Origin of the sequence: Streptomyces sp. P6-2-1, from assembly GCF_050613165.1 — a bacterium.
Classification (GTDB): Bacteria; Actinomycetota; Actinomycetes; order Streptomycetales; family Streptomycetaceae; genus Streptomyces.
This window is the reverse complement of sequence record NZ_CP192513.1, coordinates 1,788,763-1,803,220: the sequence shown is the minus strand read 5'-3', so window position 1 is coordinate 1,803,220 and position 14,458 is coordinate 1,788,763. Positions and strand designations below refer to the sequence as shown.

Sequence of the window (14,458 nt, the reverse complement as noted above, 5' to 3'; positions counted from 1 at the left end):
TGCGCCCAGTGCGGCCGCTGCCTCGTCCCGCCCAGCCGGCGGCCCCGGCCCCGGCCCGGCCCTCCCGCGCCCCCGCGATCGGCCCTCGTGATGACCCCCCGCCCCGCCCCCGTACATCTGTCCGGGATGTCCCCCCTTCCGTTTAGGCTCTGTCGTATGGCAGCGACTTCCAGGCGGGCCGAGGGCGAGGCGTATCGGCTGCGTCATGAGACGGCGGACTACGTTCCGGCGGACACCGAGCGCTGGGCGCCCGAGCCCGACAAGCGCCCGGGGCGTACCGCCTTCCAGCGCGACCGGGCCCGGGTCCTGCACTCCTCCGCGCTGCGCAGGCTCGCGGGGAAGACCCAGGTCGTCACGCTCGGCGCACGCTCCCCCGCCTGGGACGCGAGCCCCCGTACCCGCCTCACCCACTCCCTGGAGTGCGCGCAGGTCGGCCGTGACCTCGGTGGCGCGCTCGGCTGCGATCCCGACCTCGTCGAGGCCGCCTGTCTCTCGCACGACCTCGGCCATCCGCCCTTCGGGCACAACGGCGAGCAGGTGCTCGACGAACTCGCCCGCGACATCGGCGGTTTCGAGGGCAACGCGCAGTCCCTGCGCCTCCTCACCCGCATCGAGCCCAAGCGTTTCGTGCCCGGCCCCGACGGCACCCGGGCAGGCGTCGGTCTCAACCTCACCCGCGCCGCGCTCGACGCCGCCACCAAGTACCCCTGGCCCCGGGGCGCGCACCCGCGGGACCCCGCGCACGCGAAGTTCGGCGTGTACGAGGACGACCTTCCCGTCTTCCGCTGGCTCCGCGCCGAAGCGCCGCGGGACCGCACGTGCTTCGAGGCCCAGGTCATGGACTGGTCCGACGACGTCGCGTACTCCGTGCACGACCTGGAGGACGGCCTGCACGCGGGCCACATCGACCCCAACGCGCTGCTCTCGGAGCCCGAGCGGGCCGAGATCCACCGCGTGGCGCTCGACCGCGGCCACGTACCGCCCGACGCGGAGCGCGCCGAACTCGACGCGGCGCTCGACCGCCTCCTCGCCGAGGAGTGGTGGCCCCACCACTACGACGGCTCCGCCACGGCCCAGGCCCGCCTGAAGGACGCCACGAGCGAACTCATCGGCCGCTTCTGCCTCGCCGCCGAGACCGCGACCCGCGCGGCCCACGGACCGGGTCCGCTCAGCCGCTACGCGGCCCGCCTCGTCGTCCCGCGCACCGCGCGTCTGGAGTGCGGGCTCCTCAAGGCCGTCGCCGACCTGTACGTGATCCAGCGCGCGGAACAGGAACAGATCCGTGCCGCCCAGCGCGTCCTGCTCACCGAACTCGCCGCCGCGCTCGCCGCCCGCGCACCGCACGGCCTCGATCCCCAGTTCCGTGCCCTCTTCCACGAGGCCGGTACCGACCCCACCCGCCACCGCGTCCTGATCGACCAGATCGCCTCGCTGACGGACGAGGCGGCACGCGCACTGCACGCCGAACTGACACGGCAACCAGGATTCGGCCACTCCGGCGATTGAGGAAGTGAGGGCGGGCGGCCCCCGCAAGGGCACGGCCCCCACAAGCGCACGGCCCCCGCAAGCGCATGGCCCCCGCAAGCGCACGGCCCCCGCAAGGGCACCACGGCGCGAGGAGGAACCCTCGCATCCAGCCCCCCACCTGAGCTGCGGTACCGTCAGGAACCCCCCGCACCAAGGCAACAGGGACGCAGGACCTCGATCACCCCCCCCGATCGAGTCACCCCCCTTCCCCCCACCCGCCCCCGTGCGGGACGCTCGCAGGGGACCGCCGCCCCGTCCGTGCCCGCCGCAAGGGCGGTGCGCGGCGGGCTCGGGTACTGAGGAGGCAGCACGTGGTCGACGCGGATCAGACGTTCGTCATTGTCGGAGGGGGCCTGGCCGGCGCCAAAGCGGCGGAGACGCTGCGCGCGGAAGGCTTCACCGGGCGGGTGATCCTCGTCTGCGACGAGCGGGAGCACCCGTACGAGCGCCCCGCGCTCTCCAAGGGCTACCTGCTCGGCAAGGACGCCCGCGAAAGCGTCTTCGTGCACGAGCCCGGCTGGTACGCGGGCGCCGACGTCGAACTCCACCTCGGCCAGCCCGCCGTCTCGCTCGACGCCGCGAACCACACCCTCACGCTCGGCGACGGCACGCCCCTCCACTATGACAAGCTGCTCCTCGCCACCGGCTCGGAGCCGCGCCGCCTGGAGATCCCCGGCACCGACCTCGCAGGCGTCCACCACCTGCGGCGGCTCGCGCACGCCGAGCGGTTGCGCCGCACCCTCGCGAACCTCGGCCGTGACAACGGTCACCTGCTCATCGCGGGCGCGGGCTGGATCGGCCTGGAGGTCGCCGCGGCGGCGCGCGAGTACGGGGCCGAAGTCACCGTCGTCGACGCGGCGCCGACCCCGCTGCACCACGTGCTCGGGCCCGAGGTCGGCAGGCTCTTCACCGACCTGCACGCCGAGCGCGGCGTCCGCTTCCACTTCGGCGCCCGCCTCACCGAGATCATCGGCCAGGACGGCATGGTCCTCGCCGCGCTCACCGACGACGGCGAGGAGCACCCCGCGCACGACGTCCTCGCGGCCGTCGGCGCCGCGCCCCGTACGGCACTCGCCGAGTCCGCGGGACTCGCGCTCGCCGCGCCCGAGCACGGCGGCGGCGTCGCGGTCGACGCGGGACTGCGCACCTCGGACCCCGACATCTACGCGGCGGGCGACGTCGCCTCCGTACCGCTCGGCCTCTTCCCGGGCGCGCCCCTGCGCGTCGAGCACTGGGCCAACGCGCTCAACGGCGGCCCGCTCGCCGCCCGCGCGATGCTCGGCAAGGACGTCACGTACGACCGCGTCCCGTACTTCTTCTCGGACCAGTACGACCTGGGCCTGGAGTACTCGGGCTGGGCACCGCCCGGACAGTACGACCAGGTGCTGGTACGGGGTGACGCGGCCAAGCGCCGCTTCCTCGCCTTCTGGTTGCTCGACGGGCAGGTGCGGGCCGCGATGAACGTCAACATCTGGGACGTGACCGAACCGCTCCAGAAGCTCATCCGCTCGGGCAGCCGTCCCGATCCCGAGGCGCTCGCCGACCCGAACGTGCCCCTGGAGTCGTTCCTGCCGTCCTCGTGAAAAAACTCTGTGCGCATGTGTTCGCACACGGGGCGGAGCGCTGCCCCGGTCCGTAGGGTCGCCGGGTGAACACGACACGGGGTATCAAACTGATCGCGATGGCGGCGATAACGGTCCTCGCCCTGACGGGATTCTCGACAGGGCGGGGCCACGGCTCCTCGCACAGCAGGCACGGGAGCGGGCACGGCGGCGGGTGCAGCAGCTCCGCGCAGCGCCAGAACGGCTCCCGCGCGTCCGGCGACGATGACGACGACTCCTACGGCTCGGGCTACCGCAACGGCTACACCAGCGCGAACCGGCGCCACGCCCCCACGTCGGGCGCCACCCCGGCCGCGTCCGAGCCCGCCGGGGGCACCCGCTCCCGGGCCGTCGAGGCGACCCTCATCTCCTGCGTGACCGCCGGCAGACCCTGGTCCACGGTGCGCCTGAGGAACACCGGTACCAGGGCGGAGACCTACACGGGCACGGTCACCTTCTACGACGAGGACGGCGGCTTCGTCGACCTCCAGGGGATCGTCAACGAGCGCGTCGCCAAGGGGAGGACGAAGACGGTGAAGGTCAAGCCCGTCGATCCCCGGGGCGTCAAGAGGTGCGAGCTGACGGACGAAGAGGACTACTGAGGCCCGTCCCGGACGACTCGCGTCCGGGACGGTGGCCGGTGGCGGGCGGTCGGTGGCGGGCGGCGGCGGACGGGCCGGGGCCAGGGCCCCGCCCGTCACGCGGCGGGCCGCTCCTCCCCGGCCGCCCGCGGGCGGCCGAAGAGCAGGTCGTATCCCGGCGGGAGCTGGAGCAGGACGCGGCCCGTCAGTTCCTCGCCCGCCGCGTCCGCCGCGACGCTGAGCACCGCGCTCACGTCCCAGGCGGCGGTCGTCTCGGTGGCCCCCTCGATCCACGCGGCCGCGGCCCGTACGAACCGCTCGGGGGAGAGGGGCTCGGCGGCCTGGAGCGGGTTGAGCAGGATCAGGGCGAAGACCTCCGGGAGCCGGGCCGCCAGCTCGGCCCGCACCTCGCCGACCAGATGCGCGCCCAGCAGCGCCAGTACGGTGCGGGCCGCCCGGTCGGCCTCGCTCCGGCTCGGGTACTCGCCGCGTTCCCGCACCTGCTCCAGGAACACTTCCGTTCGCATCGTCACGACTGTGCCCCCTTCTGTCCGTGGCGTCCCGCTTTCCGTGGCGTCCCGCGGGCGGATCAGCGGCGCGCCGGGGGAGGGGCGGTGCGCGGAGGACGGGTACGGGAGGGCGGTCCCGTCCTCCGCCGCGCGCCCCGGCCCGGTCCCGGGCGTCCCCGGCCGCCGGTCCCCTCGCGTCAGCCGCTGATCTCCTTGCGGCCCGCGCTCGTACCGATGGCGATCTTGCGGGGCTTGGCGCGCTCCGCGATCGGGATGCGCACGGTCAGCACGCCCGCCTCGTAGTCGGCCTGGATGCGCTCGGTGTCGAGCGTGTCGGCGAGCATCACCTGCCGCGAGAAGACGCCCAGCGGGCGCTCGGAGAGCTCGACCTGCGCCTCCTTGCTGCGGTTGGCCGGACGGCGCTCGGCCTTCACGGTCAGCATGTTCCGCTCGACGTCGATATCGATCGCGTCCGGGTCGACGCCCGGCAGGTCCAGCGCGAGCACGTACTCCCCGCCGTCGCGGTAGGCGTCCATCGGCATCAGGGACGGACGCGACCACGTGCCGGACGCGGAGTTGCCGAAGAACTGCTGGGTGATGCGGTCCAGCTCACGGAAGGGGTCGGTGCGCATCAGCATGGGGAAAGACACCTCCATGATCGAGTGCGGGCCCTCGATGCGAGGCCCGTGCGTTGTTGCCTGTCTCTGTTATAGCGTGTCATCCAAGAGATGACAAGTGAGAGTGTCGCCCAATGGATGACACGTGGAGTGGAGGTGGCTCATGGCCGTGGACGGACATTCCGAGCGGCGCCAGGACCCGGGCTCCCCCGGCGCGCCCCTGCCCGCCGTGACGGCGGCCCTGGAGACGATCGCCGAAGCGGTCCGTACGGCCCAGACGACCCCGCCCGCCGCGCCCCCCGCGCCGGGCGGCGGCGCCGAACAGGCACTCGCCGCGCTGCTCCTGCTGCGGCAGCTGCGCGAGCAGCTCGGCGGCTGGGAGACCGGCCTGATCGAGGACGCGCGGGAGGCCGGGGCGAGCTGGGCGGAGCTGGCGGGCCCGCTCGGCGTCGCGAACAGGCAGTCGGCCGAGCGCCGCTACCTCAGGCGGCGCCCCGGCACCCCCGGCAGCACGGGCGAGGAGCGCATCCGGGCCACCCGCGACCGCCGCGCCGTCGACCGCGCGCTGGCCGCCTGGGCCAGGGAGCACGCGGCGTCGCTGCGCGGCCTCGCGGCCGAGGTCGTCGCGCTGGACGGGCTGCCCGCCCCGGCCCGTACCCCCCTCGCCCGGGCCCTCGGCGACCAGGACCCGGCCCGCCTGCTCGCGCCCCTGGAGGCGGCCCGCCCCCACTTGGCCGCCCATCACCCCGGCCTCGCCGCGCGCGTCGACGACCTGGCCCCCCGCCCGGGTGCCGCTCCGCCCGGCGAAGGGACCCCCTCGGCCCACTGAGGCCCGGGGGCCGGGGCGCGGCGCCCGCCCGCGCCGCGGCCTCCCGGACGGCCCCGGCCCCGCCCGCCCCTCCTCCCGTCCGGGCACCCCGCCGAGCCCCGTAGACTTCCCTCGTGGCTGGCAGGATCAAGGACGAGGACGTGAAGGCGGTCAGGGACGCGGTCCCGATCGACTCCGTTGTCGCTGAGTACCTCCAGCTCAAGAACGCGGGCGGCGGAAACCTGAAGGGCCTGTGCCCCTTCCACGACGAGAAGTCGCCGTCGTTCCAGGTCAGTCCGGCCAAGGGGCTCTTCCACTGCTTCGGCTGCCAAGAGGGCGGCGACACGATCACCTTCGTCATGAAGGTGGACCACCTCAGCTTCTCCGAGGCCGTCGAGCGCCTCGCCGGTCAGGCCGGCATCACCCTCCGCTACGAGGAGGGGGGCTACAACCCCACCCAGCAGCGCGGCGAGCGCATCCGCCTCATCGACGCCCACCGGGCCGCCGCGAAGTACTACGAGGAGCAGCTCGCCGGGCCCGAGGCCGAGATCGGCCGCAAGTTCCTCGCCGAGCGCGGCTTCGACCAGGCCGCCGCCGCGCACTTCGGCGTCGGCTACAGCCCGGCGGGCTGGGACCACCTCACGCGCTACCTGCGCGGCCAGGGCTTCACCGACCGCGAGCTGATCACCTCCGGGCTCGCGCAGGAGAGCCGCGGCGGCCGCCCCATCGACCGCTTCAGGGGCCGCCTCATGTGGCCCATCAAGGACATCGGCGGCGACATCGTCGGCTTCGGCGCCCGGCGCCTGCGCGAGGACGACAACGGCCCGAAGTACCTCAACACCCCCGAGACCCCCGTCTACCGCAAATCGCAGGTCCTCTACGGCATCGACCTCGCCAAGAAGGACATCGCCCGCTCCAGCCGCGCCGTCGTCGTCGAGGGCTACACCGACGTCATGGCCTGCCACCTCTCCGGCGTCACGACCGCCGTCGCGACCTGCGGCACCGCCTTCGGCACTGAGCACATCAAGATCCTGCGCCGCCTCCTCATGGACAACGGCAGCGCCCGCGTGATCTTCACCTTCGACGGCGACGCCGCCGGGCAGAAGGCCGCCCTGCGCGCCTTCGAGGACGACCAGAAGTTCGCCGCCGAGACGTACATCGCGATCGCGCCCGACAACATGGACCCCTGCGACCTGCGCCTCGCCAAGGGCGAGCAGGCGGTCGCCGAGCTGGTCGAGCCGCGCGTCCCGCTCTTCGAGTTCGCGCTGCGCCAGATCGTCTCGCGCTACGACCTGGAGACCCCGGCCGGTCGCGCCGCCGCGCTCGACGAGGCCGCGCCCGTCGTCGCGAGCGTCAAGAACGTCGCGCTGCGGCACACCGTCGCCGTCCAGCTCGCCGGGATGCTCGGCTACGGCGTCATGGACCAGCAGGAGGTCGTCCGCAGGGTCGCCCGCGTCGCCCGCTGGGCCCGTGAGCACCGCGGCGAACCGCTCCCCGGCGGCTCCAGGCCCCCCGCGACGGCCACCGCGGGTGCCCCCCAGCGCCCCGGCGGCTCGGGCCCCGCGCTCACTTTGCGCAACCCTGTGCACGTGACCGAGCGCGAACTGCTCAAACTCGCCCTCCAGCGCCCCGAACTGGTCTCGCCCGCCTTCGACGCCTACGAGATCGACGAGTTCACCGCCGAGCCGTACGCGGCCGTGCGCCAGGCCATCGCCGACGCGGGCGGCGCCGAGGAGGGCGTCCACGACGCGATGGCCTACCTCACCGCCGTACGCGAGGCGGCCCCCGACGACCGCGTCCGCGCGATGGTCACCGAACTCGCCGTCGAGCCGATCCGGCGACGCGTCGTCGACGAGGTCTACGCGAGCGAGCAGCTCGTACGGGTCAGGGTCCGCGCCGTCCAGCGCCGCGTCACCGAGCTTCAGGGCACCTTCACCCGCGTGTCGGCCCAGGGCGACCAGGCCCGGGCCGCCGAGGTCCAGAGCGAACTGTGGGTCCTGGAACAGTACGGCCGCGCCCTCCAGCACCAGGGCGCGGCAGCCCTCTGAGCGGACGCCCCCCGGCCTCCCGCTTCCGGGCCTCCCGCTCCCGGGCCTCCCGCCCCCCCGGCCTCCCGGCCCCGCCCGGCCTGCCCCGCCTGTCCCACCGCCCCCACGCGCCCCGCCCGCTGACCCCCCGTCACGTACCGGACGCAAAAAGTACCCGCACACCCCTCGTGGGCCGCCGTCGCCCTGTCCCACACTGAAAAACGGTGACCCGCGCATCCCGCGGACAGCGGCAGCGAACCCCCCAGGAGGCCGACTCCGTGCCCACGCAGCTTCGCGCCACGACGTCCACCCCGCAGGACGCCCCGCCCCTCCCCGGCGTCCCCACGCAGCGCACGCGCGAGCGCACACCCGCTCCCCCCGGCGGTCACGCGCCCGACCTCTTCCGCCAGTACCTGCGGGAGATCGGCCGCATCCCCCTCCTCACCGCCGCCGACGAGGTCGAACTCGCCCGGCGTGTCGAGGCCGGTCTCTTCGCCGAGGAGAAACTCGCCGGGCCCGGGCCGCTCGACACCCGCCTCGCCCTCGATCTGGACCGCCTCGTCGTCCTCGGCCGCGCCGCCAAACGCCGCCTCATCGAGGCCAACCTCCGCCTCGTCGTCTCCGTCGCCAAGCGCTACGCGGGGCGCGGCCTCACGATGCTCGACCTCGTCCAGGAGGGCAATCTCGGCCTCATCCGCGCGGTCGAGAAGTTCGACTACACGCGCGGCTTCAAGTTCTCCACGTACGCCACGTGGTGGATACGTCAGGCGATGTCCCGCGCCCTCGCCGACCAGGCCCGCACGATCCGCGTGCCCGTGCACGTCGTCGAGCTGATCAACCGCGTCGTACGGGTGCGGCGCGGGCTGCTCCAGGAGCGCGGCCACGAGCCGAGCGACGCGGAGGTCGCCGCCCTCCTCGGCCTCACGAAGGAACGCGTCGGCGAGGTCCTGCGCCTCGCGCAGGAGCCCGTCTCGCTCCACACCCCCGTCGGCGGCGAGGACGAGGTCGCGCTCGGCGACCTCATCGAGGACGGCGACGCCCCCTCGCCCCCCGAGTCCGCCGCGCTGCTCCTGCTGCGCCGCCACATCGAAGACGTCCTCGCGACCCTCGGCGAACGCGAACGCCAGGTCGTCCAGCTCCGCTACGGCCTCGACGACGGCCGCCCCCGCACCCTGGAGGAGATCGGCGCCCTCTTCGGCGTCACCCGCGAACGCATCCGCCAGATCGAGGCCAAGACCCTCGCCAAACTCCGCTCCCACGCCTTCGCCGACCAGCTCAGGGGCTACCTGGACTGAGGGCCGCGCGGCAGCCGCGGCAGGTACGGGCGAGGCCGCCCCCACGTCCGTACGTGGCGGCGGCCCCGTACCGCGGAAGGCCCCGCGGGGGCCCGGCTACTCGACCTCGGCCACCGCCTGCGCGAACTGCGCCGCGTACAGCCGCGCGTACGCGCCGCCCGCGGCCAGCAGCTCCTCGTGCGTCCCCTGCTCGACGATCGCGCCGTTCTCCATGACGAGGATCGTGTCCGCGTCGCGGATCGTGGAGAGGCGGTGCGCGATGACGAAGCTCGTGCGCCCGGCGGCCAGGCGCGCCATCGCCTTCTGGATCAGCACCTCGGTGCGCGTGTCCACGGAGCTGGTCGCCTCGTCGAGCACGAGGATCACCGGGTCCGAGAGGAAGGCGCGCGCGATCGTGATGAGCTGCTTCTCGCCCGCGCTCACCCCCGTGCCCTCGTCGTCGATGACCGTGTCGTAGCCCTCGGGGAGCGTGCGCACGAAGCGGTCGGCGTGCGCCGCCCTCGCGGCCTCCTCGATCTCCTCGCGCGTGACCTCGCGCGCGGCCCCGTACGCGATGTTCTCGGCGATCGTGCCGCCGAAGAGCCACGTGTCCTGGAGCACCATCCCTATCCCGGCGCGCAGGTCGTCGCGGCGCATCCGCGCGATGTCCACGCCGTCGAGCGTGATGCGCCCGCCCGTCACGTCGTAGAAGCGGAGCAGCAGGTTGACCAGCGTCGTCTTGCCCGCGCCCGTGGGCCCCACGATCGCGACCGTGTGGCCCGGGTCGACCTCCAGGGACAGGTCCTCGATGAGCGGCTTGTCCTCCTCGTAGCGGAAGGACACGTGCTCGAAGGCGACCCGCCCGCGCAACTCGGCGGGCCGCTCCGGGTGTTCGGGGTCCGTGCTCTGCTCCTCCGCGTCGAGCAGTTCGAAGATCCGCTCGGCCGAGGCGACCCCGGACTGGATGAGGTTCGCCATCGAGGCGACCTGCGTGAGCGGCATCGAGAACTGCCGCGAATACTGCACGAACGCCTGCACGTCACCGATCGACAGCGCGCCCGAGGCGACGCGCAGCCCGCCGACGACGGCGACGAGCACGTAGTTGATGTTCGACACGAACATCATCAGCGGCTGCATCGCGCCGCTCGTGAACTGCGCCTTGTTCGAGGCGTCGTAGAGCGCCTCGTTGTGCGCGCGGAAGACCTTCGCCGACTCCTCCTGGCGCCCGAAGACCTTCACGAGCGTGTGGCCCGTGTACATCTCCTCGATGTGCGCGTTGAGTTCGCCCGTCGTCTTCCACTGCCGCACGAACTGCGGCTGCGAGCGCTTGCCGACGCGCGTCGCGACGAGCGCCGAGAGCGGCACGGTCACGAGCGCGACGAGCGCGAGCAGCCACGAGATCCAGAACATGACGGCGAGGACCCCGATGATCGTCAGTACCGAGTTGACGAGCTGGCCGAGGGTCTGTTGCAGCGTCTGCTGGAGGTTGTCCATGTCGTTCGTCGCCCGGCTCAGCACCTCGCCGCGCTGACGGCGGTCGAAGTACGAGAGCGGCAGGCGCGACAGCTTCGTCTGCACGTCCTCGCGCAGCCGCCTCACCATGAGGTTGATCGCCCGGTTCGAGAGCCGTACCGAGATCGACATGAGCACGCCGCCGACCGCGAAGACGAGCGTCGCGATGAGCAGCACCTCACCGATCGCGCCGAAGTCGATGCCCTCGCCCGGCGTGAAGTGCACCCCCTTGAGGAGGTCGGCGAAGCCGCCGTCGCCGCGCTCGCGCGCCGCCTCGATGACCTGCTCCTTGGTCTGCCCGGCGCGCAACTGCCCGCCGATCACGCCGCCGAAGAGCAGGTCGGTCGCGTGCCCGAGGATCTTCGGCCCCGAGACCGAGGCGGCCACGCTGACGATCCCGAGCAGCAGCATCCCGGTCAGGAGCGCCTTGTACGGGGCGAAGCGGCGCGCGAGCCGCTTCGCCGTCCCCTTGAAGTCCTCAAGCCCCTGCGCTCCGGCCGCTCCGGCCGCCATCCGTCCACCGGGCCCGGCCATCACGCGGCCTCCGCTTCCGTCAGCTGGGAGAGCACGATCTCCCGGTACGTCTCATTGGTCTCCATCAGCTCGTGGTGCCGCCCCACGCCCACGATCCGCCCTTCGTCGAGCACGAGGATGCGGTCAGCGTCGCGGATCGTCGCGACGCGCTGCGCCACGATCACCACCGTCGCCCGCGCCGTCTCGTGGCCGAGCGCCGCACGCAGCGCCGCGTCGGTCGCGTAGTCGAGCGCCGAGAAGGAGTCGTCGAAGAGGTAGATCTCCGGGCGCTGCACGAGCGTGCGGGCGATGGCGAGCCGTTGCCGCTGCCCGCCCGAGAAGTTGGAGCCCCCCTGCGCCACCGGCGCGTCGAGGCGGTCCTCCAGGCGCTCCACGAAGTCCTTCGCCTGCGCGACCTCCAGGGCGTGCCACAGCTCCTCGTCGCTCGCCCCGGGGTTCCCGTAGCGCAGATTGCTCGCGACGGTCCCCGAGAAGAGGTACGGCTTCTGCGGGACGAGCCCGACCGTGCGCGCGAGCAGCGCCGGGTCGACCTCGCGCACGTCCACACCGTCGACCAGGACCTCGCCGTCGGTCGCGTCGAACAGGCGCGGTACGAGGCCGAGCAGCGTCGTCTTGCCGCTGCCCGTCGAGCCGATCACGGCCGTCGTCTCGCCCGGCAGCGCTTCGAGGTCGATCCCGCGCAGGACAGGCTCCTCGGCCCCGGGGAAGCGGAAGCCCGCGCCGCGCAGTTCGAGGCGCCCGTGCCTGCGCAGCTCGGTGACCCCGGCCTTCGGCGGCACGACGCTCGATTCGGTGCCGAGCACCTCCTCTATGCGCTCCGCGCACACCTCGGCGCGCGGCACCATCATGAACATGAAGGTGGCCATCATGACGGCCATCACGATCTGCATGAGGTACGAGAGGAACGCGGTCAGCGCGCCGATCTGCATCCCGCCGCTGTCGATGCGGTGCGCGCCGAACCACACGACGGCGACGCTGGAGAGGTTCACGACGGTCATGACGGTCGGGAACATGAGCGCGAAGAGCCGCCCGGTGCCGAGCGAGACCTCCGTCAGCTCCCCGTTCGCGCCGTCGAAGCGCGTGCCCTCGTACTCGTCGCGCACGAAGGCGCGGATGACGCGGTTCCCTGTGATCTGCTCGCGCAGCACCCGGTTCACGGTGTCCAGACGGGTCTGGAGCGTACGGAAGAGCGGGCGCAGCTTGCGCACGATGAGCCCGACCGAGCCGCCCAGCACGGGGATCACGACGAGCAGGATCGAGGAGAGCGGCACGTCCTGGCCGAGCGCGAGGATCACACCGCCGACGCACATGATCGGCGCCGAGACCATGAGCGTGAACGACATGAGCACGAGCATCTGCACCTGCTGCACGTCGTTCGTCGTCCGCGTGATGAGCGTCGGTGCGCCGAACTGGCCGACCTCGCGCGCCGAGAAGGACTGCACGCGGTCGAATATTCGCGCCCGCACGTCCCGCCCGAGCGCGGCGGCGGTACGGGCCCCGTAGAAGACCGCGCCGACGTTCCCCGCCATCTGCACGACGGCGACGAGCAGCATGAGGCCGCCGAACTCCATGATGTAGCCCGTGTCGCCCTTCACGACACCGTTGTCGATGATGTCGGCGTTGAGCGTGGGCAGGTAGAGCGCGGCGCACGTCTGGACGAACTGGAGCAGGACGAGAAGGGCGATGGGCCGTTTGTAGGGGGCCAGCGAGGCCCGCAGAAGTCGTATGAGCACACTGCGCCTGTCGAAGAGGGGTCGGAAGCCTCCCCATCCTGAGCGATACGCCTGCGCCCGGACCAACCGATTAATTCAAGGCCGGGTCAAATCCGCCCGCCCCCGGTTTGGGATCACAGCGGCTTCAGGTCCCCGAACGCCCCCGGATGCGTCTCCTCCCGTACGGCCGTGTACTGCTGCCGCACCGCGGCCCCCACGAGCCGCTCCTCCTCGTCCGCCTCGATGACCTGCGCCGCCGCCCCCTGCCACGCAGGCGGCCGCTCGGGACCGAGCCGTCCCTCGTGCACCCCGAGCGCCCACGCCGCCTGCCGCGCCGCGCCGAGCGCCGCGTAGTCGGCGGGCTGCGGCACGACGACGCGCGCCGCGAAGAGCGAGGCGGCGATGGCCCGTACCGCGGGCAGCTCGGCCGCCGGGCCGAGCAGGAAGACCCGCTCCACGTCGACGCCCCGCGCCCGCAGCACGCCGAGCGCGTCGGCGACCGAGCAGAGCATCCCCTCGAAGGCCGCGCGCGCCAGGTGCTCGGGCCGCATCGACTCGCGCCGCAGGCCGCTGAGCGTGCCCGCCGTGTACGGCAGGTCGGGCGTGCGCTCGCCCGCGAGGTACGGCAGCAGCACGAGGCCGTGCGCCCCCGGGGTCGACTCCAGCGCGAGCGTGGAGAGCCCGTCCAGGTCGGTGCCGAGCAGTTCCGCGGTGCCGCGCAGGACCCGTACGGCGTTGAGCAGCCGCACCACCGGCAGGTGCATCCCCGTCGCGTCGGCGAGCGCGGTCACCGCCGCGTCCCCGATCGCCTCGTGGTGGATCGCCATGACCGAGCCCGAGCCGCCGAGCGAGACGACCGCGTCGCCCGCGCGTACCCCGAGCCCGAAGGCCGCGGCCATCGTCTCGCCGGTCCCCGGCGCGATGAGCAGCCCCTCCGGCGTCGTCCCCGCGGCCGCCGAAGGGCCGAGCACCTCGGGCAGCGCGACCTGGTGCCCGAGCGCGAGTTCCGCGAGGTCGGGGCGCCACACGCCCTCGGACGCCGACCAGTAGCCGGTCCCCGAGGCACCGCCCCTGTCGGTCGTCCGGCGCGCGGGCCGCCCGAGGAGCTGCCACACGAGCCAGTCGTGGGCCTGGAGCACGGCGGCGGTCTTCGCCGCGTTCTCGGGCTCGTTCCTGGCGAGCCACCGCAGCTTCGTGACCTGGTGCGCGGGGCCCGGCACCGAGCCGACGGCGGCGGCCCAGGCGGCGCGGCCGCCTTCGAGCGCGTCGGCGAGGTCGGCGGCGGTCGCCTGCATCCGCTTGTCGGAGCCGATGAGCGCGGGCCGCACGGTCGCGCCCTGCGCGTCCAGCGGCACCAGCGCGTGCTGCTGCGCCGAGACGCCGATCGCCCGCACCCCTTCGAGCACCCCGCCCCCGGCCGCCTCACCGAGCGAGAGCAGCCAGGACTGCGGATCGGTCTCGTACGGCGTCTGCCCGTCCGCGCCCTCGGTGGGATGCGGGGCGTACCCCTGCTTGAGCACGGCGCCCGTGTCCGCGTCGCACACCACGATCCGGGTCGCCTCTGCCGAGCTGTCCAGTCCCGCGACTATCGCCATGACAGGGGATTGTGCCGCACGCGCGGCGCGGAGCCGCACTCGGCCGCACGGCGTAAGGGGCGGGGGCCTTTCGGTGTACGGGGGAGGGCGGCCTGCCACCCCCTCTCACGAGTGGGTGGCAGGCCGCCCTCGTCCTCCTCGGCGCTCCTCGGCGCTCCTCG

General features: G+C 73.3%; 11 protein-coding genes. 6 read left to right on the top strand and 5 right to left on the bottom strand.

Translation table 11 applies throughout. The features are described from left to right. The first annotated feature begins 156 nt into the window (after positions 1 to 156). The 3 genes from ACQYWQ_RS07965 to ACQYWQ_RS07955 all read left to right on the top strand — a co-directional run bounded on the left by ACQYWQ_RS07965 (position 157) and on the right by ACQYWQ_RS07955 (position 3,730). Complete coding sequence (locus ACQYWQ_RS07965) at positions 157 to 1,506, top strand: deoxyguanosinetriphosphate triphosphohydrolase (RefSeq protein ID WP_431033228.1); 1,350 nt, start codon at positions 157 to 159, stop codon at positions 1,504 to 1,506. 332 nt (positions 1,507 to 1,838) lie between these two features. After that, on the top strand, positions 1,839 to 3,110 hold the full coding sequence (locus ACQYWQ_RS07960) for an NAD(P)/FAD-dependent oxidoreductase (RefSeq protein WP_431033226.1): 1,272 nt from the start codon (positions 1,839 to 1,841) through the stop codon (positions 3,108 to 3,110). 65 nt (positions 3,111 to 3,175) lie between these two features. After that, the gene (locus ACQYWQ_RS07955; protein WP_431033224.1) at positions 3,176 to 3,730 is read left to right on the top strand and encodes a hypothetical protein; all 555 of its coding nucleotides are present in this window, start codon (positions 3,176 to 3,178) and stop codon (positions 3,728 to 3,730) included. 95 nt (positions 3,731 to 3,825) lie between these two features. On the opposite strand, the gene ACQYWQ_RS07950 is transcribed toward ACQYWQ_RS07955, so the two are convergent. Beyond that, positions 3,826 to 4,236 (bottom strand): DUF2267 domain-containing protein, encoded by a 411-nt coding sequence (locus tag ACQYWQ_RS07950; protein ID WP_431033222.1) that lies wholly within the window; start codon positions 4,234 to 4,236, stop codon positions 3,826 to 3,828. 179 nt (positions 4,237 to 4,415) lie between these two features. Continuing rightward, a complete protein-coding gene (locus ACQYWQ_RS07945; RefSeq protein WP_431033220.1) occupies positions 4,416 to 4,856 on the bottom strand; it encodes an Hsp20/alpha crystallin family protein in 441 nt (146 codons plus the stop codon). A gap of 142 nt (positions 4,857 to 4,998) precedes the next feature. Here ACQYWQ_RS07945 and ACQYWQ_RS07940 point away from each other — a divergent pair, with 142 nt between their 5' ends. From ACQYWQ_RS07940 to ACQYWQ_RS07930, 3 genes are all read left to right on the top strand, one after another. Then, positions 4,999 to 5,664 carry a type III effector protein gene (locus ACQYWQ_RS07940; protein WP_431033217.1) on the top strand — a complete coding sequence of 222 codons (666 nt, stop codon included), beginning with the start codon at positions 4,999 to 5,001 and terminating at the stop codon, positions 5,662 to 5,664. Positions 5,665 to 5,777: 113 nt separating this feature from the next. Then, a complete protein-coding gene (gene dnaG, locus ACQYWQ_RS07935) occupies positions 5,778 to 7,691 on the top strand; it encodes a DNA primase (protein WP_431033215.1) in 1,914 nt (637 codons plus the stop codon). A 257-nt stretch (positions 7,692 to 7,948) separates the two neighbouring features. Beyond that, entirely contained in the window at positions 7,949 to 8,965 is a 1,017-nt protein-coding gene (locus tag ACQYWQ_RS07930) for an RNA polymerase sigma factor (protein ID WP_431033213.1), read from the top strand. A 96-nt stretch (positions 8,966 to 9,061) separates the two neighbouring features. Here the strand turns inward: ACQYWQ_RS07930 and ACQYWQ_RS07925 are convergent, their stop codons facing one another. From ACQYWQ_RS07925 to ACQYWQ_RS07915, 3 genes are all read right to left on the bottom strand, one after another. Then, positions 9,062 to 10,990: an ABC transporter ATP-binding protein gene (locus tag ACQYWQ_RS07925; protein WP_431033211.1), complete on the bottom strand. Its 1,929-nt coding sequence runs from the start codon at positions 10,988 to 10,990 to the stop codon at positions 9,062 to 9,064. Further along, a complete protein-coding gene (locus ACQYWQ_RS07920) occupies positions 10,990 to 12,723 on the bottom strand; it encodes an ABC transporter ATP-binding protein (RefSeq protein WP_431033209.1) in 1,734 nt (577 codons plus the stop codon). Before ACQYWQ_RS07920 ends, ACQYWQ_RS07925 begins: the two co-directional genes overlap by 1 nt. A gap of 113 nt (positions 12,724 to 12,836) precedes the next feature. Next, entirely contained in the window at positions 12,837 to 14,297 is a 1,461-nt protein-coding gene (locus tag ACQYWQ_RS07915) for an FGGY family carbohydrate kinase (protein ID WP_431033207.1), read from the bottom strand. Positions 14,298 to 14,458 lie beyond the last annotated feature (161 nt).

What these genes read in the sequence shown, in the direction of transcription:
- ACQYWQ_RS07965 (WP_431033228.1), top strand. Translation starts at nt 157, where the DNA reads ATGGCAGCGACTTCCAGGCGGGCCGAGGGCGAGGCGTATCGGCTGCGT.
- ACQYWQ_RS07950 (WP_431033222.1), bottom strand. Translation starts at nt 4,236, where the DNA reads ATGCGAACGGAAGTGTTCCTGGAGCAGGTGCGGGAACGCGGCGAGTAC.
- ACQYWQ_RS07945 (WP_431033220.1), bottom strand. Translation starts at nt 4,856, where the DNA reads ATGCTGATGCGCACCGACCCCTTCCGTGAGCTGGACCGCATCACCCAG.
- ACQYWQ_RS07940 (WP_431033217.1), top strand. Translation starts at nt 4,999, where the DNA reads ATGGCCGTGGACGGACATTCCGAGCGGCGCCAGGACCCGGGCTCCCCC.
- ACQYWQ_RS07925 (WP_431033211.1), bottom strand. Translation starts at nt 10,990, where the DNA reads ATGGCCGGGCCCGGTGGACGGATGGCGGCCGGAGCGGCCGGAGCGCAG.
- ACQYWQ_RS07915 (WP_431033207.1), bottom strand. Translation starts at nt 14,297, where the DNA reads ATGGCGATAGTCGCGGGACTGGACAGCTCGGCAGAGGCGACCCGGATC.